The organism is Nocardia sp. NPDC047648, from assembly GCF_040642815.1.
Lineage (GTDB): Bacteria > Actinomycetota > Actinomycetes > Mycobacteriales > Mycobacteriaceae > Nocardia > Nocardia gamkensis.
This window is the reverse complement of sequence record NZ_JBEYSX010000006.1, coordinates 65,780-89,481: the sequence shown is the minus strand read 5'-3', so window position 1 is coordinate 89,481 and position 23,702 is coordinate 65,780. Positions and strand designations below refer to the sequence as shown.

Here is a 23,702-nt window from a genome sequence, read left to right as displayed (position 1 = left end):
GCATGACCACGACAACCGAAGAGTTCGTCAACTACTACGAAATTCTCGGCCTCGCCGAGACCGCCGACGAGGATGCCATCAAGACGGCCATCCGCGAACAGCGCAGAATGTGGAACAAGCGCGCTGGCCAGTCCGATCCCGTGAAACGCGCGCAGGCCGAAGCCCGGGTACGCCACCTCGGTCAGGCCGAACGCGTGCTGCTCGACGCGAACCGACGACGGCAATTCGACCAGCAGGCCAGGCAGTATCGGCCGACGAGCAATCAACCGGCGCCGGTGGCGCAGAGCGGCCGGGACTGGCTCGGCCTCGCCCGTGAATACTTCGAGCGCGGTAACGCGCCCTCCGCGTACTACTGTGCCCGCGAGGCGATCTCGGTCAACGGCGCCAACCACGAGGCGTGGGCGGTGCGCGCGAACTCGTCGTTCGTCATGGGCAACTACAAGGACGCCGGCTTCGAGTTCCGGGAAGCCATCAGTCTCAAGCCCGACAGCCCGGAATACCACTTCGACTACGCCGAAGCCTTTCTGGCCACCGGCGCGGTGAACGAAGCGCTCGGCGAATACGAGACGGCACTGCGTCTCGCGCCCGGGGAGCCGCTCTACCGGACCGCCATCGCCAACGTCTACTTGCAGCAGAACAAGAACGACAAGGCGCTGGAGTTGATGGAGGACGTGGTCCGGCATCATCCGAACGAGCAGATCTTCCAGTATTACCTGGCACTCGCGCTGGAACAGGTGAACCTCGGCATGTGGTCGCAGGTGCGCAGCGGAGCGTACTGCATCACCTCCGAGGCTCAGATCGCCGTCACCCGCGACATGTCCGGCCGCGCGTTGAAACTCCGGTTCGACGACGGTCCGCTGCGCGCCTCGCTGCAAGAGAACATCGAACTCGCCGACAAAGCCGCCGAGGCCAGGTGGTTCCACACCGGTATGGGCCCGTGGGCGGTGGCCCTCATCATCGGCTTGGCCCTGATACCCGTGAAGGGCATCGGATTGCTGATCGTCGCCGCCGTCGTCGCCGGCTACACGCTCACCCATCGCATGCCGGTCTGGAAGCACAACTCGAAGCGGTACGACATCGTCGAGCGCGGCATATGACGGCCCCGCCAGGTACCGATGATCCGCTGACAACGCTGGCCGGAGAGGTCGCCCAACTGCGCGACCTGTTCCACCGCCGGTTGCTCGAGGACAAGGCGAAGAATCGAGCCCTGGACGAGCTGCACGAGCAGCTCTCCCTCGCCCGCGGAGGGTTCGCCGAACAGCTGCTCGCCCCGCTGTTCCGCGAACTGCTCATGCTCGTCGATCGCGTGGCGTCGCTGAACGACGAGCACGACGAGGTGCTCGGCAGCATCGTCGACGAACTGCACGAGATTCTCGAACGCCGTGGCGTCCGGCGCGTGCCCGCCAGAGCCGACTTCGATCCCGACATCCATGAAGCGGTCGCCGCCGAGGCTTCCGGCCGATCGCCGGGCTCGGTGCTGCGGGTCGTACGCCCCGGATACGTCATGGGTGCGCGTCTCTTGCGACCGGAACAAGTCGTCGTCGCGGCTCGCTCGGCGCGATCCGAGTCCGTCGAGACGGAATCCCCTATCGAAAGGTTCGAATAATGCGCAAGTCCCTCCGCACGGCCGTCGTGCTCGCTGCTTCGGCGGCATTCCTGGGCCTCGGCCTGCCGAGCGCGTCGGCGGCGCCGACCACCGTGAGCGGCACCATCGGGTGCATCAACAGCGCCTCGCCGGTCGGGGTCTGGGTCCAGGCCAAGACGTCGAAATCGGGTTGGGCGCAGACGAAGCTCCCCGTCCGGCTCGGCGGCCACTCCAAGGTCGACTATTCCTTCGTGCTCGATAAAGGTGGCGACTACCAGGTGCACGTCGGGTGTGGGGGGACACCGCAGAAGTGGGCGAAATCGCTGAAATCCAAAGATGTTTCGGGCACCAAGAACGATTTCCTCTGCAACGACATGGAGAGGTTCTCGGTGGCCGCGTTCAACGCGCTGGTCGGCCGGATGTTCGGCAGGCCCGACCTCACCCAGGGCGTGCCCTACGGCGAGTGCAAGCACATTCGCTGATCCCCATGGCCGCGCACCGATATGGACGATTGACCAACTTCGCGCTACCGTCTGGTGGATAACGACGAGACGGAGCTCACATGACGGTGTCCGATCCCGCACACGGCACGCGGCGGCTGGGGCTGGCCGAATTGGCGGCCGCGATCGCCGGCGGCGCGATCACGTCGACCGAGGCGGTCGGCGAGGCGCTGGATCGGATCGACGCGGCCCAGGGCACGCTCAACGCCTTCCGGATCGTGCGCCGCGAGCGGGCGATGGCCGAGGCCGCCGACGCCGACCGGCGCTCGGCCGCGGGTGAACGGCTGCCACTGCTGGGGGTGCCCGTCGCGGTGAAGGACGACACGGATGTCGCGGGTGAGCCGACCGCGTTCGGCTGCGGCGGCGATTTCGCGCCGAAGACCGAGGACGCGGAATCGGTCCGCCGCCTGCGTGCCGCGGGTGCGGTGATCGTCGGAAAGACCAACACCTGCGAACTGGGCCAGTGGCCGTTCACCAGCGCAGCGTGGTTCGGGCACACCCGTAACCCCTGGGACCGCACCAGGACGCCGGGCGGGTCCTCCGGCGGCGCTTCGGCAGCCGTCGCGGCCGGACTGGTCCCGGCCGCCCTCGGGTCCGACGGCGCGGGCTCGATCCGCATCCCGGCCGCCTGGACGAATCTGGTCGGCATCAAGCCACAGCGCGGACGCATCTCGACTTGGCCGGAACCCGAAGCGTTCTACGGCCTCACCGTGAACGGACCGCTGGCGCGCACCGTCGCGGACGCGGCGCTCCTGCTGGACGCGGCGGCCGGTCCGCACCCGGGAGATTCGCACACGCCGGAGCCGATCAGCGCCTCGGACGCGGTGGGCCGCGATCCGGGCCGGTTGCGCATCGCCCTCTCGCTGCGTATTCCGTTCACCGCGACCAGAACCGCCCTGGATCCCGAGATCGAGCGAGCCGTGCGACGCACCGCCGCCACCCTGCGCGAACTCGGGCATACCGTGACCGTGGCCGACCTGCACTACGGCATCCTGATCGGCGCCTCGTTCCTCCCGCGTTCGCTCGCCGGAATCCGGCGGGTATTCCACCGCATGCCCGGCCTCGAGGTAGACCCGCGCACCGCCGCCAACGCCCGGATCGGGCGCGTACTCGACGGCCCCGCCCTCTATGCGGCACGGCAACTGGAACCCCTGCTGCACAGGCGAATCGGCCACTTCTTCCGCGACTACGACGTCGTCCTCGCACCCACCACCGCGACTCCCCCGCCGCGCGCCGAGGAGATCGACGGCATCGGCGTCAACGCCACCAACAACCTCATCACCGCGGCCTGCCCCTACACCTGGCCCTGGAACGTCCTCGGCTGGCCGAGCATCAACGTCCCCGCCGGCTTCACCGCGGCCGGTCTCCCCGTCGGCGCCCAACTGATGGGCACGGCGAATTCCGAACCCCTGCTGATCTCGTTGGCCGCCCAGCTCGAATCGGAACTCCGATGGCACCGCCACCACCCTGACCCGTGGTGGTGATCCGCCTCGAATCCCGCTCGGGCCGTGCCGGTTCCGATTGAGCGACGCGCCGAATCAGGCTCGGCGCCCACCTGCGCGATGTACCTTGTGGGATGCGCCGAGTGCACGCATGTGTCGGTACGGCCGCCGCAGTGCCCTCGCGGGTTCCGCGCGCCGATGCCACGACTCTCGGCCGAACCCGGAAAGCGAGGAGGGCCCCGATGGCCGACCATCATTCGGTAGACGCTCATGTCCCGGTGGTGCTCGACGAGGAACTACTGCCGCCTCAGCACCGCGGAGACGTATCCGCAAGCCAGTGACGCCTTAGATGATGCGATCGGGCCGAGGGCGTTGTCTTGCTGAGCAGATCCGACTTGATTGCACGGGCGTATACCCGCTTCGCCCAACACTTGAGCAACGAGCTCGAGAGGCTCGCGAGGGTTGACGCCGAACACGGCGTCCGGCCGTTCGCTCGGGAAGCCGAGGGTGCGGCTCGAGTACTCACCGACGCCGACAGAGGTCTTCGCCACGAATTCGGTACCGGCGACCCGTCATTCCCGCATCCCCTGTCGGGACCAGCGTCCACATCGCCGGATCGTTTCTACAACGGAGCGCGCCTGTGGCAGGTCGATCAGGTGTTTCCAAGGGCTTTTCGCGGAAGAGAAGCCTCAGCCGAGGATGGCTACATCCGTACGGCGTCGCACAGCACCGCCGGAGACGTCGTATACCTGACCGACGGCACAGACATCGCCGGAGTGTACGGAACGATCACGAGCTGGACCGATGTCCGCGACGGCACGATGCGGTTCCACCCCGCGGGCATGGTCCTGGGTATCGACGCCAACCGTATCCGGGTGAATCCGATGATCGAAGAGGGGCATTCGGCGGCCAACTTCATCGAAGGCGTCAGCGACCGCGTATTCACCACTCCGGGCAAGGTGGACACATCCAAGATCGTCAGCGTCGAGTTCCAGACCTACGACGACATCATCGCCAACCCCGAGGTAACCCTTGTCGCCGACGGGTTCCCCGGCTTCGAAGGCCTGAGTCAGCAGGCGCTACGCGATCCCGCGGTGGTCGCCGATCGCCTCGCCACCGTCGCCGACGCCGTGCGCAGGAACTACCCGACGATCGACGTCACCACCGGCGCCAACCATCTCTCCAGCGACGAAGCGATCAGAACCTTCCTGGCGACATGAGCAGCGACAGCCATCTCCATCCCCAGAAGGTCTCCATGGCAACCGACGACCGAACCGCTCAGAACCCGAGTTTGCCCAACTGTTTGGGATCCCGCTGCCAGTCCTTGGCCACCTTCACGTGCAGGTTCAAATAGATCCGGGTGCCGAGGATGTGTTCGATCTGCTTGCGGGCGTTGGTGCCGACTTCTTTCAGGCGGGAGCCGCCCTTGCCGATGACAATGGCCTTCTGGCTGGGGCGCTCGACGTAGAGCAGGGCGTGGACGTCGAGCATGTCCTCGCGCTCCTCGTAGGGCAGGACTTCCTCGATGACCACGGCCAGTGAGTGCGGCAGTTCGTCGCGTACGCCTTCGAGCGCGGCCTCGCGGATGAGCTCGGCCATCAGCGTTTCCTCCGGCTCGTCGGTGAGTTCGCCGTCGGGGTAGAACGCCGGGCCCTCCGGCATCTTCGAGGCGATGACGTCGACGAGGACCTCCACCTGCTCACCCTTGACCGCCGACACCGGCACCACGTCGGCATCCGGGCCGAGGAGCTGGGAGACGGCCATCAGTTGTTCGGCGACCTGGTCGCGGCTCACCTTGTCGATCTTCGTGACCACGCCGAGCAGCGTGGTCTTCGGGGCCATCTGCCTGATCTGCTGCACGATCCAGCGGTCGCCCGGACCGATCTTCTCGTCGGCCGGGATGCACAGCGCGATCACGTCGACTTCTGAATAGGTGTCGCGCACAAGGTCGTTGAGCCGCTGACCGAGCAGGGTGCGTGGGCGGTGCAGGCCGGGGGTGTCGACCAGGATCAACTGCGTGTGCTCGCGGTGCACGATGCCGCGAATCGTGTGCCTGGTGGTTTGCGGGCGCGACGAGGTGATCGCGATCTTCGCACCCACCAGCGCGTTGGTCAGCGTCGACTTGCCGGTGTTCGGGCGACCGACGAAACAGACGAATCCGGAACGGAATTCCCGCGCGTCAGCCACCGCGAACCTCGCCGGACTCGGCGCTCACCGCGTCGGCCGCGTCCGCGGAGTCGTCGACGACCTCGAACACCGCGCCGTCGCGGTCGGTGAAGATGATCCGCGCCTCCGCCGATACCTCACGCACCGCGGTCACACCGAAATCGGACAACCGCCCGCCGACCACGACGGCCGCCTCGAATCCCTCCGCGCCGCTGGACAACGCCGCCGCCACGGCGGCTTGCAGCGCCGTCAGCCGCAGTGCGGTCAACATGACCTCACCGGCGGCGTAGGTGCGGCCGTCGGTATCCCGGATCGCCGCTCCGCTCGCCCCGCCGGTACGGCCGAGCGCGCCCCTGGCCAGTACCACCAGCTTGTTGTCCTCGGCGTCCAGTTCGGTCATTCGCTGTCTCCGTCCTCGTCGCGATCGGCAGGGATCTCCCGCTCCGATCCGTTGGCCTTGCGCTTGCCATTGGCATTGTCCCCGTTGGTCTTCCCCGCGGGGACCTTCTCGCGCGCTTTGCGTACCACTACGGTGTTCACCCGCATCCGGCCCCGCGCGTCCGCGCCGCCTTCGCCGCGCAGCACCAGCCCGTGCGCCTCGATCTTCGACCCGGGCAGCGGCACGCGCCCCAGCTCGTGTGCGAGCAGACCGCCGACGGTGTCGACGTCCTCCTCGTCGATCTCCAATCCGTACAACTCGCCGAGGTCCTCCACCGGCAACCGGGCCGAGACGCGGTAGCGGCCGTCACCGAGATCCTCGATGGGCGGGGTCTCGTCGGTGTCGTACTCGTCGGCGATCTCACCGACGATCTCCTCGAGCACGTCCTCGATGGTCACCAGGCCCGCGATGCCGCCGTACTCGTCCACCAGCAACGCCATGTGGTTGCGCCTGCGCTGCATCTCGTCGAGCAAGCTGTCCAGCGGTTTGGAGTCGGGCATGAACACCGCGGGCCGCATCACCTCGCGCACCCGTACCTTGCGGCTGCGATCGGTGTACGGCACCAAATCCTTCAGATAGACCACGCCGAGGATGTCGTCGACGTTCTCGCCGATCACCGGGATCCGCGAATGCCCGGAACGCACCGCCAGCGACATCGCCTGCGCCGCGGTCTTGTCCGCTTCGATCCACACCATCTCGGTGCGCGGCACCATCACCGCGCGCGCCGGCGTGTCGCCGAGTTCGAAGACCGACTGGATCATGCGCCGTTCGTCGTCGGCGACCACGCCGCGCTCGCTGGCCATCTCGACCACCTCGCGCAGCTCGATCTCGGAAGCGAAGGGGCCGTTGCGAAAACCTTTACCCGGGGTGATCGCGTTACCGATGAGGATCAGCAGCCTGCTCAGGGGGCCGAGCAGCGCGCCGATGAACTGCAGCGGCAAGGCCGCGGCGAGCGCGATGGAGTACGCGTGCTGCCGGCCCAGCGTACGCGGGCCGACGCCGATCACCACGTAGGACACCAGCACCATCACCAGCGCGGTGACCAGCAGCGCCCAGTTCTTCCCCCAGACCGTCATCAGCCCCGCCGCCAGCAGCACCGTGGCGCCGATCTCGCACAGGATGCGCAGCAGCACCATGAGATTCACGTAGCGCGCCCGGTCGGCGACGACCCGGCTCAATCGCACCGCGCCGGGCCGGTCGGCCCGCATCATGTCGTCGACGCGGGCGGGCGAGATCGTGTTCAGGGCGGAATCGACACCGGCGAAGACCCCACCCACCGAGATGAGCAGGACCGCGAGCAGAACGAGGCTCAGCGAATTCACGCTCGACCCGAGGAGTCACCCGGTGTGGTGAAGCCCGCCTTGCCCAGCAACCGCGCGTCGCGTTCGGCCAGCTCGGCGCGCCGCTGAGCTTCCCGCAGGCTCTCGTACCACTCCTCGAGCAGCCGGGCCTGCAACGCGAACATCTCCTTCTCCTCCTCCGGCTCGGCGTGGTCGTAGCCGAGCAGGTGCAGGACGCCGTGCACGGTGAGCAGGGCGAGTTCGTGATCCAGTGAGTGCCCCGCCTTGCGGGCCTGCCCGGCGGCGAACTCCGGGCACAACACGATGTCGCCGAGCATGGACGGGCCGGGTTCGGGGCTGTCGGGCCGCCCGCCCGGCTCGAGCTCGTCCATCGGGAAGGACATGACGTCGGTCGGGCCGGGTAGGTCCATCCAGCGCATGTGCAGATCGGCCATGGTGTCGAGATCGACGAGCACCATCGACAGCTCCGCGGCCGGGTGCACGTCCATCCGCGCGATCACGAAGCGCGCGACGCTGACCAGCTCTTCTTCGGGTACGTCGATACCCGACTCGTTGGCGATCTCGATACTCACCCGAACAGCCTACGATCCCCGCTATCGCGTCGGCGGAGCGGAGCCCCGCCCGGCGAAACGAGTTATCGCCGGTCCGACCGGTTCGCCGCGCGGCGCTGCGCCCGGTTGCCCGCGTAATGCGGGGCGACCTGCGGGCGCGTCTGGGCCTCGAAACGGTCGTAGGCGTCGACGATGTCGGAGACCAGCCGGTGGCGGACCACATCACTGCTGGTCAGTTCCGCGAAGTGGATGTCTTCGATCTCGGTGAGGATCTCGCTGGCGGCGCGCAGGCCGGACCGCGCGCCGGTCGGCAGATCGACCTGGGTCACGTCACCGGTCACCACGATCTTCGAGCCGAAGCCGAGGCGGGTGAGGAACATCTTCATCTGCTCGGCGGTGGTGTTCTGCGCCTCGTCCAGGATGATGAACGAATCGTTCAGTGTGCGTCCGCGCATGTAGGCCAGCGGTGCGACCTCGATGACACCGGCCGCCATCAGCTTCGGAATGGCCTCCGGATCCATCATGTCGTGCAGCGCGTCGTAGAGCGGGCGCAGATACGGATCGATCTTCTCGTTCAGCGTGCCGGGCAGGAAGCCGAGCCGCTCCCCCGCCTCGACCGCGGGACGGGTGAGGATGATCCGGTTGACCGACTTGGACTGCAGCGCCTGAACCGCCTTGGCCATGGCCAGATAGGTCTTGCCGGTACCGGCGGGGCCGATGCCGAACACGATGGTGTTGGCGTCGATCGCGTCGACGTAGCGCTTCTGGTTCAGCGTCTTGGGCCGGATGGTCTTGCCCCGCCGGGACAGGATGTCCAGGCTGAGCACTTCCGCCGGGGAGTCGCTGGAGCCCTCGGTGAGCATGGACACGGTGTGCCGGACGGCCTCGGGCGTCACCACGCGGTTGCGGCCGGTGAGCGCGACGAGCTGCTCGATCACCCGCTCGGCGAGCGCGACATCGGCCGCCTTGCCGGTGAGGGTCACGGAATTGCCGCGGACGTGAATGTCCGCGTCGAGCAGCGTTTCCAGTTCACGAAGATTCTGGTCGGCCGAACCGAGGAAGGGGAACACGGATTCGGGAGCGAGTTCGATACTCGAGCGCACGGTGCGCGCTGCGGGACCCGAACCGTTGTCGCCGGCGCCGATGCCCGCCGCTGGGGTGGCCGGGTCGCCGATCTCGCCTTGTGTTCTCAAAAGTGGCTATAGCCTGCTTTCCGGTCTCGACTGCTGTATGGAGAGAAGTTTAACCCGCCCCACCGACACCGCCCAGTGAATATGCTCCGGGCGCAATCAGGTCCTCACGGGATTCCCCCACGTCGGCGCGCCCAATCCTCGGTGAAGTCACGAAAGCGTCGCACCGCGTCCGGCGGCGTCGCCGCGGCGGACCAGACCAGTCCCACCGCGCGAGCGGCGCCCGCGTCCGCCAGCGGCACCGTGGCCGGGCCGGACAGCGGTCCCGCCGACAGCGGGTCCTCGCCCGGCAGGATGGCCAGCCCCAACCCGGCCGACACCAGCCCGGCCACGGTGACAAGATCACTCGATTCGAACGCGATCCTCGGCCGGATATCCGCGGCGGCGCACAGTTCGTCGAAGATGCGCCGCATACCGAAGCCGTGGTGCATGGTGACGAACTCCGCGTCGGCCACCTCCGCGAGCCGGACCTGCCGCCGCCCGGCCAACCGATGTTCCGGCGGCACCGCGAGGACCAGCGGCTGGCGCAGCACGGCGCGCCAGCCGATGCCCGCTGCGGCGGGGCGTGGCGAGACGATGCCCAGATCGGCTTCGCCCGCGAGCACCCGCTCGGTCACCGCTTCGGCCGCGCCCTGCCACAGGGTGATCGTGATCCGACCGGAAGCGCGCCGGAAACCGCTGATCAGCTGCGGCACCAGCGAGCCGCCGAAAGAGTGCTGAAACGACAGCCGCAGCACGCCCCCGGCCGGATTGGACCGATCGGCGAGCGCCTGTTTCGCCGCGTCCAGTTCGGCTTGCGCGCGGCGGGCGTGCTCGTAATAGATCCGCCCGAACTCGTTGAGGGTGATCCGCTTCCCGTGCCGATCGAACAGTTCGACACCCACCCTGCGTTCCAATCGGGCCAGCATGCGCGACAGCGTCGGCTGCGCGAGGTGCAGCCGGTCCGCGGCCGCACCCACCCGCTCCAGTTCGGCGAGTGTCGTGAACCACTCCAGATCCTCACTCAGCACGCTCGGGCCTCCCTATATGCGATCAGCGCATGAACTCGGCTCTCATTATTCATTTCCGTTCTCAATGAGGGCTGGCGATGCTGGTCGAAAGGAGGAAGCCATGTCCACGACTTCGAGCGGGGTGGCACGGGACGCCGCCCACGACCGCAGGATCACCACCGCGCTGTTCGCGGCCGGATTGACCACCTTCGCCTCCATGTACAGCGCCCAGGCGCTGCTGCCCAGCCTTTCGGCCGCGTTCGGCGCGACGCCTGCGCGAGCGGCGCTGGCGGTCTCCCTCACGACCGGATTCCTCGCGCTGACGATCATCCCGGTGAGTGCGCTCTCGTCACGGATCGGCCGGACCAGGGTGATGACCGGTTCCGCCATCACGGCGGCGGTGATCGGACTGCTGCTACCGCTGAGCCCCTCATTGGATGTGCTGCTCGCCGGGCGAGCGCTTCAGGGCGTCGCCTTGGCCGGTGTGCCCGCGGTGGCTATGGCATATCTGGCGGAGGAGATCGGCGGGGACGGGTTGGGCGCCGCGATGGGCGTCTATGTGGCGGGCACCACGATCGGTGGGCTGGCCGGGCGGTTGATTCCGGCGTTCACCTCGGACCTCGCGTCCTGGCGGTGGGCGCTGGCAGTGGCCTCCCTCGCCGCCGCGGCCTGCACCGTGTGGTTCGTCCGGTGGCTGCCGCCGTCTCGCGGCTTCGTCCCCCGGCCCGCCGGGATCCGCACGGTGCTCGCCGACCTGGGCGGCCAGTTGCGCCATCGCGGACTGCTCGCACTGTTCGGGCTGGCGTTCGTGCTGATGGGCGGGTTCGTCTCGATGTACAACTATCTCGGCTACCGGCTGACCAGGGCGCCGTTCGGCCTGCCGGAAGCGCTGGCGGGGCTGGTGTTCGTGCTGTATCTGGCCGGGACAGCGGCCTCGGCGGCGTCCGGACGGCTGACCGATCGGATCGGCAGGCAGTGGGTGCTCACGATCTCACTGGTGGCGATGGCAATCGGGCTCGTCCTCACGATTCCCGATCACCTCGGTCCCGTCATACTCGGCGTATTGCTCTACACCGCGGGGTTTTTCGGTGCGCACACCGCGGCGAGCGCATGGGTGGGCGCGATGGCCGAAGGCAATCGGGGCGCGGCGTCGTCGCTGTATCTGTTCGCCTACTACCTGGGCAGCGCGCTGGTCGGCGGCGCGGCGGGGATCGCTTACGCCCGAGCCGGATGGCTCGGCCTGACCTGCGGCATCGGCTTCCTGATGGTCCTCGCGGCGCTACTGCTGGGCGTATCGCATCGAGCGCAACGCGAGGCGGCGATGCGTGCCGCTCCCGCCTCGGAAGCGGCACCTGTCCGGGTCTGACCGAGCACCGCGCCGCGTGTCGCGCCACACGGGGGAAGCGTCACCAGCGCGGTGTCAGCGCGCCGAGTGCGCCGAGCGCGACCGCCGCCGCGGTGGAGGTACGCAGAACCGTCGGACCGAGCAAGGTCACGTCCGCGCCCGCCTCGCTCAAAGCGGTGAGTTCCGCGTCGTCCAGCCCGCCTTCCGGACCGACCACGAGGAAGATCTCGGTGGCGCCGGCGAAGGGCAATTCGGTGAAGCGAGCGGTACCGGATTCGTGCAGCGCCGCGACGATCGCACCGGCGGCCTTGGCCTTCCGGACCAGCTCCAGCAGCTCTTTTGTGCGGTGCAGGTCGGCGACCTCCGGGATGTAGGCGCGGCGGGACTGCCGGGCCGCCGAACGCGCCGCGGCCCGCCACTTGTCCACCCCTTTGGCCGCCTTGGCCTCCCAGTTCGCGACGCAGCGCGCGGCCTGCCAGGGAATGACGGCGTCGGCGCCCGCCTCGGTCATCAGCTCGACCGCCAGCTCGGAACGGTCGGATTTCGGCAATGCCTGCACGACGGTCACGGGCGGCGTCGGCGGGGCCGCGAGCCTCCGGTCGCGCACCGTCAGCTCGAGCCGGTCACGGTGTGCCGCGACGACTTCCGATTCGGCGAGCACGCCGCGACCATCGGAGAGGGTGATCGGCTCGCCGACCCGGATACGGCGCACCGTGGCGGCGTGCCTGCCCTCCGGCCCGTCGAGCACCGCGACCGCACCCGGCTCGGGCACCTCGTCGAGGTAGAAGACCGTCGCGGCCACCTAGCGCCCGCTGAACGAGGCACGCAGCCGCGCGAACAGGCCGCTGTTGTGCTCCGACTGCGCCGACATCACCTCGGCGCGTTCGCGCTCGCGCATTCCCTTGTACTTGCGCAGCAGTTCGGTCTGCTTGCTGTCCAGCTTAGCCGGGATCACGATGTCCAGGTGCGCGAGCAGGTCGCCGCGCGCGCCGGAGCGCAGCCGCGGCATGCCGTGCCCGCGCAGCACCGAGATCTCGCCGGGCTGGGTGCCCGCCGGAATGGTCAGCTCGGTGGGGCCGTCGAGGATGGTGTCGATCACGACGGTGGTGCCCAGCGCCGCGTCGACCATCGGTACCCGGATGGTGCAGTGCAGATCGTCGCCGTCCCGGACGAAGACGTCGTGTGGCTGCTCCACGATCTCGACATACAGGTCACCCGCGTGACCGCCGCCCGGGCCGACCTCGCCCTGCGCGGCCAGCCGCACCCGCATGCCGTTCGCGACGCCGGCGGGAATCGGGGCGGCGATCTCGCGGCGCGCCCGCACCCGGCCGTCGCCACCGCACTTGTGGCAGGGGTCGGGGATGGTCTCTCCCGCGCCGCGGCAGGTGGGGCACGGGCGCGAGGTCAGCACCTGGCCGAGGAAGGACCGTTGCACGGACTGGACTTCGCCCGCGCCGCCGCAGGTTTCGCAGCGCACCGGCTTGGAGTTGCCGTTGGTGCCGGAGCCCTGGCAGATGTCGCACAGGATCGCGGTGTCCACGGTGAGGTGCTTGGTCACGCCGACCGCGCATTCGGCCAGGCTGAGCCGGGTGCGAATCAGCGAGTCGGCGCCGGGCTGGACGCGGCCGCGCGGCTTGCGCGCGCCGGCCGATCCGCTCATGCCGCCGAAGAACGCCTCGAACACGTCGCCGAGCCCGCCGAAGCCCGCGCCGTTGAATCCGGCCCCGCCGCCGCCGGATTCCAGCGGGTCGCCGCCCATGTCGACGATGCGCCGCTTCTCCGGGTCCGACAGCACCTCGTAGGCGGTCGACACTTCCTTGAACCTGGCCTGCGCCGCCTCGTCGGGGTTGACGTCGGGGTGGAGCTCACGCGCCAGCTTGCGGTAGGCCCGCTTGATCTCCTGATCGGTCGCGTTCTTCGCGACGCCGAGCAGTCCGTAGTAGTCCCGTGCCACTTGAGTTCTCTAGTCCTTGGTCGTTCTCGACGGTGCCGCCGGTGCCCGCGCCGCGTTCGAAGCGCGCCGGCAACAGCATTAGTCTTGTGCACTCAACTTTATCCGGCCGAAAGGTCGAGCGTAGCAGTGGCCGCTCCCCGCGCTGGTCAGGTCAGCGCTCGGCGAGGACCTCACCGATGTATCGGGCCACGGCCGCCACCGACGCGATCGTGCCCGGGTAGTCCATCCGGGTCGGGCCGAGCACCCCCATTCCGCCGAGCACCGCTCCCGCCGCGCCGTAGCCGGTGGACACCACCGAGGTGCCGCGCATCTGCTCTACCTGCGTCTCCTCGCCGATCCGCACCGTGACCGTCCCCGGATGCTGGGCCGCGGCGAGCAGCTTGAGCACGATGACCTGTTCTTCCAGCGCCTCCAGGACCGCGCGCAGCGAGCCGGGGAAACCGAAGTCGGCGGCGTTGCGGGTGAGGTTGGCGGTGCCGCCGAGCACCAATCGCTCCTCCGGGTGCTCCACCAGGGTCTCCACCAGCACCGTGGACACCCGCACCAGCACGTCGCGCAGCCGCACCGGCGCGTGCTCGGGTAGCTCGGCGACCGCCGCCGAGGCCGAGGCCAGGCGTTTGCCGTCCATCGCGCCGCCGAGCATGCCGCGCAGCGCGGCCAGGTCCTCGTCATCGATCAGCGCGCCGAGTTCCACCAGGCGCTGGTCGACCCGGCCGGTATCGGTGATCACCACCAGCAGCAGGCGCGCGGGATTGAGCGCGACCACCTCGATGTGGCGGACCGTGGACGCCGAGACCGTGGGGTACTGCACGACGGCGACCTGCCTGGTCAGCTGGGCCAGCAAACGGACGCCCCGGCGCAGCACGTCGTCGAGATCGACGCCGGACTCCAGGAACTCCATGATCGCCCTGCGCTCCGCCGCCGACAGCGGCTTCACCTCGGAGATCCGATCGACGAACTGCCGATAGCCCTTGTCCGTGGGGATGCGCCCGGAACTCGTGTGCGGCTGGGTGATGTAACCCTCGGCCTCGAGCACCGCCATGTCGTTGCGCACCGTCGCGCTGGAAACACCCAGGTTATGCCGCTCGACCAGCGTCTTCGACCCGATCGGCTCCTTGGTCGCGACATAGTCCGCGACGATCGCGCGCAGGACCTCGAAGCGCCGATCCTCGGTGCTCGACATCGGCCCCACCTCCTCGCTCTTCGTCTCCGATCACGCCGTACCCGGCGCCGACGCACCGCGGCCACCACGCATCGCAGGCGAATCACGGTTCGTCCGTTCCGTCAGTCTAATTGTCGGTACCCGGAGCGCTCGCCTGCAACGCCTCCCATATCAGCGGGGGACGGCGCCGTCGATCAGCGCGGCCACGGCATCGGGACGGGAGACCAGGGAGGCGTGCGAGGCGTCGATCTCACTGGTTCGCGCCCCCATTCGCTGGGCCATGAAGCGCTGGGAGGACGGCGGGATCACCCGGTCCGCCGCCGAGACCAGATACCAGCTCGGGGTGCCCGACCAGGAAGGCGGCCCGGAGGGCTCGAGATTGGCCTTCACCGCGATGGAGTGCTGATGGGCGATCATGTCGGCCGCGGTCGCAGGCCCGACGTCCTGGGCGAAGACGGCGTTGAAGCTGTCGGGCGCGACATAACCGTCCACATTCTTCCCGGCGACACCCGTGACGTCGTCGACGACCTTCACCTGCAACGCGGGCGGCAGCAGCTGGCTGCCCGGGAAGCGGATCGGGTCCAGCGCCGCCTGGGCAACCTCGCCTTGCACGGGTGCGAACGCGGCGATGTAGACGAGGGATTCGACTTTCGGATCGCGCACGTTGCTGATCACGAAACCGCCGTAGGAGTGCCCGGCCAGCACGACGGGACCGCTGATCGTGTCCAGCGTGCGCTGCACGGCGGCCGCGTCGTAGGCGGGCCCGCGCAGCGGGTTGTCCGGCGTGACGACGCGATAGCCGCGCTCGCGCAGCACGGCGGCGACGCCGTCCCAGCTGGTGGTGTCGGCGAAGGCGCCGTGCACGAGCACGATGGTGGGCAGCGGCTGCGCCTGCGCGGGCCCGGCGGACACCGTGGCGGCGAGCGCGAAGGCGAGCGCGACCACGGCGCGGCGCAGGCAATGTTTGCTCGTCATCGGTTCTGTCCTCCTCATTGCTTCAGGAAGTCCAGCAGATCGGCGCCGAACGCCTTCTCGTAGTCGCCACACAGGCCGTGCGGGGCGCCCGGATACACCTTCAACTGGGCTCGGGGCAGCAATTTCGCCGTCTTGGCGCCCGCGGCGGCGAACGGCACGATCTGGTCGTCGTCACCGTGCGCCACCAGCACCGGGATGTCGATGCTCGGCAGCTCGGCGGTGAAATCGGTCTCGGAGAACGCCTTCACGCAGTCGAACGCCCCCTTGAGGCCGACTTGCATGCCCATCAGCCAGAAGTGGTCGCGCAGCCCTTGCGAGACCTTCGATCCCGCGCGGTTGGCGCCGTAGAACGGGACCGACAGGTCCTTCCAGAATTGTGATCGATCGGTGGCCACACCGGCGCGGATGTCGTCGAACGCCGCGATCGGCGTGCCTTCCGGATTGCCGCCGGTCCGCAGCATCAACGGCGGAACGGCGCCGAGCAGCACGGCCTTGGCGACGCGCGAGGTGCCGTGCCTGGACAGGTACCTGGTCACCTCCCCGCCGCCGGTCGAGTGCCCGACCAGAGTCGCGTCCTTGACGTCCAGCTCGTTCAGCACCGCGGCGAGGTCGTCGGCGTAGTGGTCCATGTCGTGCCCGTCCCACACGTCGCTGGAGCGGCCGTGCGCGCGCCGGTCGTGCGCGATGGCGCGATAGCCGTTGCTCGCCACCAGGTTCATCTGGTTGTCCCAGGCATCGCCGTTCAGCGGCCAGCCGTGGCTGAACACCACGGGACGTCCCGCTCCCCAGTCCTTGTAGTAGATCTCGACGCCATCGGTGGTGGTGATCGTCGGCATGGCAGTTCCCTTCGATCTGGCTGGATGGTCGGATTACGCGTCACCGGACTCGTGGCCGCACCGGCGCGCCCCCCGGGCCGAACCGGAGCCGGGCTCGGTCGATCGCCGTTCGACAGCGTATGACGGGCGACCGCCGGAAAAACGACTCTCCGTGCACGATCTTCGGCTCAGAATGCACGGCCGGATCGAGCGTGCGCGTGCGAGGATTGCCGAATCTGTCTCATTTGCGACGGAGGCTGTGATGACGGTCGTGTTCGATTCGGACACCATCGCGCCGCACGAGCGAATGGCCGCAGTGGCCGCGGCGCTACAGGAGGCATCGGTCCCGTCCCATGTGGTGCTGGACGGGCCGGACGAGCGTGTGCACGCCACGGTCGACCTGTGGCGGTTCGGCGAGGCGAGCATCTTCCGCACCCGGACCTCGGCCGTCCAGCTGGTCCGGACGCCGAAGCAGGTACGGACCTCACCCGCGCCGATGCTGGCGGTCGCGGTGCAGCAGGACGGCGAGGGCCGATACGACCAGGGTGACGTCCGGCGCGTGGTGCGACCGGGCGATCTGCACGTCATGGACCTGAACGCGCCCTACGAGTTCGGCTGGCGCGGCGAGGGCGCCTCGACCTGCCTGCACGTGCCGCTGGATCGACTCGGCCTGCCCGCCGAGCTGATCGGTCAGGCCGCCACAAGGGTGCAGGACAGCCCGCACTACCGGCTGGTCGCCAACCACATCGTCCAGCTGACCGCCGACGCCGACGCGCTCAGCGCCGACCCGGCGGCCGCGCTGTCCGGCTGCGCCAGCATCGAGTTGATCCGTGGGCTGCTGTTGTCGGCGGGCGGCGACGACGGCAACGGGTCCGTCGTCCCGACCGACATCCTGCTGTCGGGCATCCGCGCCTATGTCCGGCGCAACCTGGCCGATCCCGACCTCGGCGCGCAACAGATCGCCAAGGCACACAACATGTCGGTCCGGCAGCTGTACAAGATCTGCGCGAACGCGGGGTACAGCCTGGAGCAGTGGATCATCAGCCAGCGGCTGGAGCAGGTGCGCGACGATCTGGCGCGACCGGATCAGAAGCACCGGACGATCGCGATGATCGCGCGGCGCCGGGGTTTTCGCGATCCGAGCCATGTCGCCCGGCGTTTTCGCGCCGCCTACGGACGCTCGCCTCGGGAATGGCGCAGGATCGCGCTCGCCACGGACGAGCCGTAGCGGTCAGCCGCGATCGGCGGTTCTCGCCTGTTTGCCCGCGAGGGCGTCGAGGCCGAGCATCGCCAGCAGCGATTCGCAGTCGGTGGCGTTCTGCGCGTAGCTGGCGACGGTGCGCGCGGCGACGGCGCACTGGCGCGCATTCTCCGCTTTCTCCGCCGCTCGCGCTTCCGCGAATTCGCCCGGTTCATGGATAAGGGTGATGTGCCGTGCCGACGCCATGAGTCTCCTTGGGGGTTGGTCGCAGACTACGCGGCCGGTCGGCGCCGCGTTACCGCAACGAGACATAAAGTTCGTCGCCTCGATGAATTCGTGATCTTCCACCGCGATCATTCGAGCAGCTCGCGGACCACACCGTCGGCCAGCAGGCGGCCGCGGTCGGTGAGGACGAGCCGGTCGTCGGCGGTGCGGGTAGCCAGGCCGTCGGCGACCACCCGGTCGACGGCGACGAGGCCGGAGGAGGCCAGATCGGCCAGCGGCAGGCCGGTGCGCAGCCGGACGGCGAGCATGACCCGCTCGGTGTACCGCTCGTCCGCGCTGAGGGCTTCCCAGCCCGCGGCGGGCAACGCGCCCGTGGCGGCTCGATCCGCGTACCGCGCGGGGTGCTTGACGTTCCACCACCGCACGCCGCCGATGTGACTGTGCGCGCCAGGACCGGCGCCGAGCCAGTCACCGCCGTCCCAGTAGCCGAGGTTGTGCCTGCAGACCGCGGCGTCGCCCGCGGCCCAGTTCGACACCTCGTACCAGTCGAGCCCCGCCGACCGCAGTCGCGCGTCGATCCGTTCGTAGCGGGCGGCGAGCACGTCCTCGTCCGGCGCGGGCAATTCGCCACGGCGGACCCGCCGGGCCAGCGCGGTGCCGTCCTCCACGATCAGCGAGTAGGCCGACACATGATCGACGCCAGCGGCGAGCACCGCGTCCAGGCTGGCGTCGAGATCGGCGTCCCGCTCGCCCGGCGTCCCGTAGATCAGGTCCAGGTTGACGTGCTCGAATCCCGCGGCGCGGGCTTCGCGCGCGGCGGCGACGGCGCGCCCGGGGGTGTGCGTGCGATCGAGCACCTTCAGCACGTGCGCCGCGGCGGACTGCATGCCCAGCGAGACCCTGGTGAACCCGGCCGCCCGGATGCGCTCGAAGAAATCCGGCGAGGTGGATTCCGGATTGGACTCCGTCGTGACCTCGGCACCGGCGGCGAGGGTGAACTCGGCGCGCACGGCGTCCAGCACCTCGGCGAGCCCGTCACCGCCGAGCAGGGAGGGCGTCCCTCCGCCGACGAAGACGGTGGAGACCTCCGGCGCAGGGCTCGGCAGCGCGGCGAAATCCCGCGCGGCGGCGGCCAGCTCCTCCCGCAACGCCGCCGCCCAGGACTGCGGCGACGCGGAGGTACCGAGTTCGCCCGCGGTGTAGGTGTTGAAGTCGCAGTAGCCGCAGCGCGTGGCGCAGAACGGCACGTGCACATAGATCCCGAACGGCCCGCCGCCGAAATCGCGCAGCACCGGCACGGACGTGTCGGTGCTCGCGGACGCGACGGAAGAATTCACCTGTCCAGTGTGAACGTCGCCGGCCGCGCGCCGACGCCCGGGACTCCGCCGCGCGCCCAGCGACCTCGAATTCCGGCTCGGGCCGATTCGCGCAGTGAGCGCTCGGCCGTCGTACTCGGTGAATCGGGACCCGTGGTGCACCGTTGGATCAGGAGCCGATGACCCCTTCGGTCGCGGGCATGACCCGGCCCCGGACCGATGGCGACCGTCTCAGTCCGACACGACCGGCGTGTTCTGGTTGGCGGTGAGCAACCAGCGGCCGTCCTCCTTGGACATCACGTACATCGGACTGCCTTCGCTGTCCAGCGCGCCGTCCGGGGTGAAGTAGCGCTGGCGCACCTTGACCGCGGCCACGTCGGGCCGGATGAACAGCACGTGCTCGACCTCGTAGGTCGCCGAGCCGTGCGCGGTGGCCCCCGGCAGCACCCGGGCGGTGAATTCGGCGATGGCGTCGCGTCCGTAGAGTCGCCTGCCGTGTCCGGTGGTCCAGATCGCGTCCTCCCGGAACAGCGCGACGAATTCGTCGACGAGTTCGTTCCGCTGGGCGTGCTGGACGCTCGCGACGACCGCACGGATGGCCTCGGTCTCTGCGGCGGTATCGACCGCTGGGGTACTCATGGCGACCAGCGTGCTACCTCGAGCCGACTCGAGGTCAAGCGGCGTGCTCAGCGTCACGAACGATGCGGCGGTCGTATCACACGCCCGGTTCGGGCTTCGAACTATGACTGCCGTCACAAACCGGGTCGAACGTCCAGGGGATTTCCCGCGAAAAGCCGGGAAATACCGGACGGGGGGTCGGAAGGCCCTCGCTGACGTGGCACAATAGGCCGCATGCGCGCTTTGGAGATTCGACTTGTGGCACGTCGCCACGTCGATTACAAGCGCGTGTGTAGCGCCTGCTGTCTGCCTCGTTCCCCTCGGTAGTTCAGCGCGCCCCGATCCCGGGTCCCCGGCGATCCCGACTTCATCGGCCCGCTGACACCGCAGGCGTGAGTCAGCCCCTCACGCCCTTCAGCAGGATGTACCACCCACCCCGCAGGAGCGACCCCATGACGTCGAGCACCGACGCCGGTCCGAACGATCAGCCCACGCCCGAATCCCAGCCCGGGCATCGCGCGCGTCCCGACCGGCCGGCCTCCGAACGCCGCGTCCGCCCGGATCGCCCGCGTCCCGAGGCGACCTCCACCGGCCCGCGCGTGCGCACCGGCAAGCCCGTTCGCCGCAAGGCCGAGGGCCAGTGGGCGCTGGGCTACCGCGAACCGCTGAACCCGAACGAACAGTCCAAGAAGGACGACAACCCGCTCAACGTCCGCGCGCGGATCGAGAACATCTACGCCAAGACCGGCTTCGACGGGATCGACAAGGGCGACCTGCGCGGCCGGTTCCGCTGGTGGGGCCTGTACACCCAGCGCGAGCAGGGCTACGACGGCACCTGGACCGGTGACGAGAACATCGATCTGCTCGAAGCCAAGTACTTCATGATGCGCGTGCGCTGCGACGGCGGCGCGCTGAATGTCGCGCAACTGCGCACGCTCGGTCAGATCTCCACCGAGTTCGCCCGCGACACCGCGGATCTGTCCGACCGGGAGAACGTGCAGTACCACTGGATCGAGGTGGAGAACGTCCCCGAGATCTGGAAGCGCATCGAAGCGGTCGGACTGAAGACCACCGAGGCGTGCGGCGACTGCCCGCGCGTGGTGCTCGGGTCCCCGCTGGCGGGCGAGTCGCTGGACGAGGTCATCGACCCGACGCTCGCGATCGAGGAGATCGTGCGCCGCTACATCGGCAAGAAGGAGTACTCCAACCTGCCGCGCAAGTTCAAGACCGCGATCTCCGGCCAGCAGGACGTGGTACACGAGATCAACGACGTGGCGTTCATCGGTGTCGAGCACCCCGAGCACGGCCCCGGCCTGGACCTGTGGGTCGGCGGCGGCCTGTCCACCAACCCGATGCTCGCCCAGCGGGTGGGCGTGTGGGTGCCGCTGGACGAGGTGCCGGACGTGTGGGAAGCCGTCGTGTCGGTGTTCCGCGACTACGGCTACCGCCGCCTGCGCACCAAGGCGCGCCTGAAGTTCCTGATCAAGGACTGGGGCATCGAGAAATTCCGCCAGGTGCTCGAGGACGAGTACCTGAAGCGCAAGCTGATCGACGGTCCCGCGCCGCAGCAGCCGACCAAGCCGATCGACCACGTCGGTGTGCAGCGGCTGCGCAACGGGCTCAACGCCGTCGGCTTCTCCCCCATCGCGGGCCGGGTGTCGGGCACCGTCCTGACCAAGGTGGCCGACGCGGTGGAGCGGATCGGCTCCGATCGCGTCCGGTTCACCCCGTATCAGAAGCTGATCGTGCTCGACGTTCCCGACGACAAGGTCGACGCGCTGATCGACGAGCTCGAGCCGCTCGGCCTGCAGGCTCGGCCCTCGCTGTGGCGGCGCAATCTGATGGCCTGCAGCGGCATCGAGTTCTGCAAGCTCTCCTTCGCCGAGACCCGCAAGCGCTCCCAGGCGCTGGTGCCGGAGCTGGAGGAGCGGCTCGCTGATCTGAACGCGCAGCTGGACGTCCCGATCACGATCAATATCAACGGCTGCCCGAATTCCTGCGCCCGCTCGCAGATCGCCGACATCGGGTTCAAGGGACAGCTGGTCGACGACGGCAACGGGAATCACGTCGAGGGCTTCCAGGTTCACCTCGGTGGCAGCCTCGGCTTCGACAGCGCCTTCGGGCGCAAACTGCGCCAGCACAAGGTGACCACCCAGGAACTGGGCGACTACATCGACCGTGTGGTGCGCAACTTCGTCAAGCAACGTACCGACGGCGAAAGGTTCGCCCAGTGGGCGGTCCGCGCCGACGAGGCCGACCTGAGATAAGTGTCGACGGGAGATCAACTGTGACAACCCAACTCGCGGAAAAGCTGTCCGAGGACGAGCTCCGCGCCATCGCCGCGCGCGGTGCCGCCGAACTCGACGGCGCCTCGGCGACCGAACTCCTCCAGTGGACCGAGGACACCTTCGGCACGAACTACATCGTGGCCTCCAACATGCAGGACGGAGTGCTGGTGCACCTCGCGGCGGGCATCCGCGCCGGCGTCGACGTGCTGTTCCTGGACACCGGCTACCACTTCGCCGAGACCATCGGCACCCGGGACGCGGTGGAGGCCGTGTACGGGGTGAACGTGATCAACGCGCGGCCGGAACACACGGTGGCCGAACAGGATCAGCTGCTGGGCAAGGATCTGTTCGCCCGTGAGCCGAACGAGTGCTGCCGGTTGCGCAAGGTCGTCCCGTTGCAGAAGTCGCTCGCGGGGTACAACGCCTGGGTCACCGGCATCCGCCGGGTGGAGGCGCCGACGAGGGCGAACGCGCCGCTGGTCTCGTTCGACGAGGCGTTCGGACTGGTGAAGATCAACCCGATCGCGCCGTGGTCCGACGACGAGATGCAGGACTACATCGAGAAGCACGGCATCCTCGTCAACCCTCTGGTGGAGGAGGGGTATCCATCCATCGGCTGCGCTCCGTGCACACGGAAGCCGGAGCCGGGAGCCGATCCGCGAAGCGGCCGTTGGGCCGGCCTCGCCAAGACCGAATGCGGGTTGCACACAGCATGACCGAAATGATCCAACGCTCCCTCGGCATCAGTGATTTCGACACCCTCGCCGCACTGGAGTCCGAGGCGATCCACATCTTCCGCGAGGTGGCGGGCGAGTTCGAGCGGCCGGTGATCCTGTTCTCCGGCGGCAAGGACTCCACCGTGCTGCTGCATCTGGCGCTCAAGGCGTTCTGGCCCGCGCCCTTGCCGTTCGCGCTGCTGCACGTGGACACCGGGCACAACCTGCCGGAGGTGCTGGAGTTCCGGGACAAGGTGGTCGAGCGCTACGGCCTGCGCCTGCACGTGGCGAAGGTGGAGGACTACCTCGCCGACGGCAGGCTCACCGAGCGCCCGGACGGCATCCGCAATCCCTTGCAAACCGTCCCGCTGCTGGACGCGATCAGCGAGCACCGGTTCGACGCCGTGTTCGGCGGCGGACGCCGCGACGAGGAGCGCTCGCGCGCCAAGGAGCGCATCTTCTCGCTGCGCAACGCCTTCGGCCAGTGGGATCCGAAGCGCCAGCGCCCCGAGCTGTGGAACCTGTACAACGGGCGCCACGCGCCGGGCGAGCACGTGCGGGTGTTCCCGCTGAGCAACTGGACCGAGCTGGACATCTGGCGCTACATCGCCCGCGAGGACATCGATCTGGCGAGCATCTACTACGCGCACGAGCGTCCGGTGTACCTGCGCGACGGCATGTGGATGACGCCCGGCGTGTGGGGCGGCCCGCGCGAGGGCGAGGTGCCCGAGACCAGGTCGGTGCGCTATCGCACCGTGGGCGACGGCTCCACCACCGGCGCCATCCTTTCCGACGCGGCCGACAACGAGGCGATCCTCGCCGAGGTCGCCGCGTCCCGACTGACCGAACGTGGTGCGACCCGCGGCGACGACCGGGTTTCCGAAGCCGCGATGGAAGACCGCAAGCGAGAGGGTTATTTCTGAC

25 protein-coding genes are annotated in these 23,702 nt (G+C 68.8%); 11 read left to right on the top strand and 14 right to left on the bottom strand.

What is annotated here, in order from left to right:
• Positions 1-2 precede the first annotated feature (2 nt).
• The 5 genes from ABZ803_RS14905 (at position 3) to ABZ803_RS14885 (ending at position 4,747) form a co-directional block, all read left to right on the top strand.
• Positions 3-1,097, top strand: coding sequence for a tetratricopeptide repeat protein (locus ABZ803_RS14905; RefSeq protein WP_357037396.1), 1,095 nt, complete (start codon positions 3-5; stop codon positions 1,095-1,097).
• Entirely contained in the window at positions 1,094-1,606 is a 513-nt protein-coding gene (gene grpE, locus ABZ803_RS14900; protein WP_357037393.1) for a nucleotide exchange factor GrpE, read from the top strand. Before ABZ803_RS14905 ends, grpE begins: the two co-directional genes overlap by 4 nt.
• A complete protein-coding gene (locus ABZ803_RS14895) occupies positions 1,606-2,067 on the top strand; it encodes a hypothetical protein (RefSeq protein WP_357037390.1) in 462 nt (153 codons plus the stop codon). The genes grpE and ABZ803_RS14895 overlap by 1 nt, the downstream gene beginning before the upstream one ends.
• An 80-nt stretch (positions 2,068-2,147) precedes the next feature.
• Positions 2,148-3,569 (top strand): amidase, encoded by a 1,422-nt coding sequence (locus ABZ803_RS14890; protein ID WP_357037387.1) that lies wholly within the window; start codon positions 2,148-2,150, stop codon positions 3,567-3,569.
• Positions 3,570-4,303: 734 nt separating this feature from the next.
• Positions 4,304-4,747: a hypothetical protein gene (locus ABZ803_RS14885; RefSeq protein ID WP_357037384.1), complete on the top strand. Its 444-nt coding sequence runs from the start codon at positions 4,304-4,306 to the stop codon at positions 4,745-4,747.
• A gap of 58 nt (positions 4,748-4,805) precedes the next feature.
• On the opposite strand, the gene era is transcribed toward ABZ803_RS14885, so the two are convergent.
• The 6 genes from era to ABZ803_RS14855 all read right to left on the bottom strand — a co-directional run bounded on the left by era (position 4,806) and on the right by ABZ803_RS14855 (position 10,184).
• On the bottom strand, positions 4,806-5,714 hold the full coding sequence (gene era, locus ABZ803_RS14880) for a GTPase Era (RefSeq protein WP_357037381.1): 909 nt from the start codon (positions 5,712-5,714) through the stop codon (positions 4,806-4,808).
• Positions 5,707-6,093, bottom strand: a complete 387-nt coding sequence (locus ABZ803_RS14875; RefSeq protein WP_357037378.1) for a cytidine deaminase — start codon at positions 6,091-6,093, stop codon at positions 5,707-5,709. The genes era and ABZ803_RS14875 overlap by 8 nt, the downstream gene beginning before the upstream one ends.
• Complete coding sequence (locus tag ABZ803_RS14870; protein WP_357037375.1) at positions 6,090-7,454, bottom strand: hemolysin family protein; 1,365 nt, start codon at positions 7,452-7,454, stop codon at positions 6,090-6,092. The genes ABZ803_RS14875 and ABZ803_RS14870 overlap by 4 nt, the downstream gene beginning before the upstream one ends.
• On the bottom strand, positions 7,451-8,005 hold the full coding sequence (gene ybeY, locus ABZ803_RS14865; protein ID WP_357037372.1) for an rRNA maturation RNase YbeY: 555 nt from the start codon (positions 8,003-8,005) through the stop codon (positions 7,451-7,453). Before ybeY ends, ABZ803_RS14870 begins: the two co-directional genes overlap by 4 nt.
• 62 nt (positions 8,006-8,067) lie before the next feature.
• The gene (locus tag ABZ803_RS14860) at positions 8,068-9,129 is read right to left on the bottom strand and encodes a PhoH family protein (protein WP_357038113.1); all 1,062 of its coding nucleotides are present in this window, start codon (positions 9,127-9,129) and stop codon (positions 8,068-8,070) included.
• Between the two features lie 152 nt (positions 9,130-9,281).
• Positions 9,282-10,184: a LysR family transcriptional regulator gene (locus ABZ803_RS14855; protein ID WP_357037369.1), complete on the bottom strand. Its 903-nt coding sequence runs from the start codon at positions 10,182-10,184 to the stop codon at positions 9,282-9,284.
• A 100-nt stretch (positions 10,185-10,284) separates the two neighbouring features.
• Between ABZ803_RS14855 and ABZ803_RS14850 the strand changes: the two genes are divergently transcribed.
• Positions 10,285-11,529 carry an MFS transporter gene (locus ABZ803_RS14850; RefSeq protein ID WP_357037366.1) on the top strand — a complete coding sequence of 415 codons (1,245 nt, stop codon included), beginning with the start codon at positions 10,285-10,287 and terminating at the stop codon, positions 11,527-11,529.
• Between the two features lie 40 nt (positions 11,530-11,569).
• Here the strand turns inward: ABZ803_RS14850 and ABZ803_RS14845 are convergent, their stop codons facing one another.
• The 5 genes from ABZ803_RS14845 to ABZ803_RS14825 all read right to left on the bottom strand — a co-directional run bounded on the left by ABZ803_RS14845 (position 11,570) and on the right by ABZ803_RS14825 (position 16,435).
• Positions 11,570-12,310, bottom strand: coding sequence for a 16S rRNA (uracil(1498)-N(3))-methyltransferase (locus tag ABZ803_RS14845; RefSeq protein ID WP_357037363.1), 741 nt, complete (start codon positions 12,308-12,310; stop codon positions 11,570-11,572).
• A complete protein-coding gene (gene dnaJ, locus ABZ803_RS14840; RefSeq protein WP_040865605.1) occupies positions 12,311-13,462 on the bottom strand; it encodes a molecular chaperone DnaJ in 1,152 nt (383 codons plus the stop codon).
• A gap of 151 nt (positions 13,463-13,613) precedes the next feature.
• The gene (gene hrcA, locus ABZ803_RS14835; protein WP_062969765.1) at positions 13,614-14,645 is read right to left on the bottom strand and encodes a heat-inducible transcriptional repressor HrcA; all 1,032 of its coding nucleotides are present in this window, start codon (positions 14,643-14,645) and stop codon (positions 13,614-13,616) included.
• 150 nt (positions 14,646-14,795) lie between these two features.
• Positions 14,796-15,599: an alpha/beta hydrolase gene (locus ABZ803_RS14830; protein ID WP_357037358.1), complete on the bottom strand. Its 804-nt coding sequence runs from the start codon at positions 15,597-15,599 to the stop codon at positions 14,796-14,798.
• Positions 15,600-15,613: 14 nt separating this feature from the next.
• Positions 15,614-16,435, bottom strand: coding sequence for an alpha/beta hydrolase (locus tag ABZ803_RS14825; protein WP_357037355.1), 822 nt, complete (start codon positions 16,433-16,435; stop codon positions 15,614-15,616).
• Positions 16,436-16,676: 241 nt separating this feature from the next.
• Here ABZ803_RS14825 and ABZ803_RS14820 point away from each other — a divergent pair, with 241 nt between their 5' ends.
• Complete coding sequence (locus tag ABZ803_RS14820; RefSeq protein ID WP_357037352.1) at positions 16,677-17,642, top strand: helix-turn-helix domain-containing protein; 966 nt, start codon at positions 16,677-16,679, stop codon at positions 17,640-17,642.
• 3 nt (positions 17,643-17,645) lie between these two features.
• On the opposite strand, the gene ABZ803_RS14815 is transcribed toward ABZ803_RS14820, so the two are convergent.
• The 3 genes from ABZ803_RS14815 to ABZ803_RS14805 form a co-directional block, all read right to left on the bottom strand.
• Positions 17,646-17,972, bottom strand: coding sequence for a hypothetical protein (locus ABZ803_RS14815; protein WP_357037350.1), 327 nt, complete (start codon positions 17,970-17,972; stop codon positions 17,646-17,648).
• A complete protein-coding gene (hemW, locus tag ABZ803_RS14810; protein WP_357038110.1) occupies positions 17,969-19,132 on the bottom strand; it encodes a radical SAM family heme chaperone HemW in 1,164 nt (387 codons plus the stop codon). Before hemW ends, ABZ803_RS14815 begins: the two co-directional genes overlap by 4 nt.
• A 255-nt stretch (positions 19,133-19,387) precedes the next feature.
• Positions 19,388-19,795, bottom strand: coding sequence for an SgcJ/EcaC family oxidoreductase (locus ABZ803_RS14805; RefSeq protein WP_357037347.1), 408 nt, complete (start codon positions 19,793-19,795; stop codon positions 19,388-19,390).
• A 213-nt stretch (positions 19,796-20,008) separates the two neighbouring features.
• Here ABZ803_RS14805 and ABZ803_RS14800 point away from each other — a divergent pair, with 213 nt between their 5' ends.
• The 4 genes from ABZ803_RS14800 to cysD all read left to right on the top strand — a co-directional run bounded on the left by ABZ803_RS14800 (position 20,009) and on the right by cysD (position 23,701).
• Positions 20,009-20,101, top strand: a complete 93-nt coding sequence (locus ABZ803_RS14800; RefSeq protein ID WP_357037344.1) for an Ms4527A family Cys-rich leader peptide — start codon at positions 20,009-20,011, stop codon at positions 20,099-20,101.
• 125 nt (positions 20,102-20,226) lie between these two features.
• Complete coding sequence (locus tag ABZ803_RS14795) at positions 20,227-22,041, top strand: nitrite/sulfite reductase (RefSeq protein WP_357037341.1); 1,815 nt, start codon at positions 20,227-20,229, stop codon at positions 22,039-22,041.
• Positions 22,042-22,061: 20 nt separating this feature from the next.
• Positions 22,062-22,778 (top strand): phosphoadenylyl-sulfate reductase, encoded by a 717-nt coding sequence (locus ABZ803_RS14790; RefSeq protein ID WP_062969769.1) that lies wholly within the window; start codon positions 22,062-22,064, stop codon positions 22,776-22,778.
• The gene (gene cysD, locus ABZ803_RS14785) at positions 22,775-23,701 is read left to right on the top strand and encodes a sulfate adenylyltransferase subunit CysD (protein WP_357037337.1); all 927 of its coding nucleotides are present in this window, start codon (positions 22,775-22,777) and stop codon (positions 23,699-23,701) included. Before ABZ803_RS14790 ends, cysD begins: the two co-directional genes overlap by 4 nt.
• Position 23,702 lies beyond the last annotated feature (1 nt).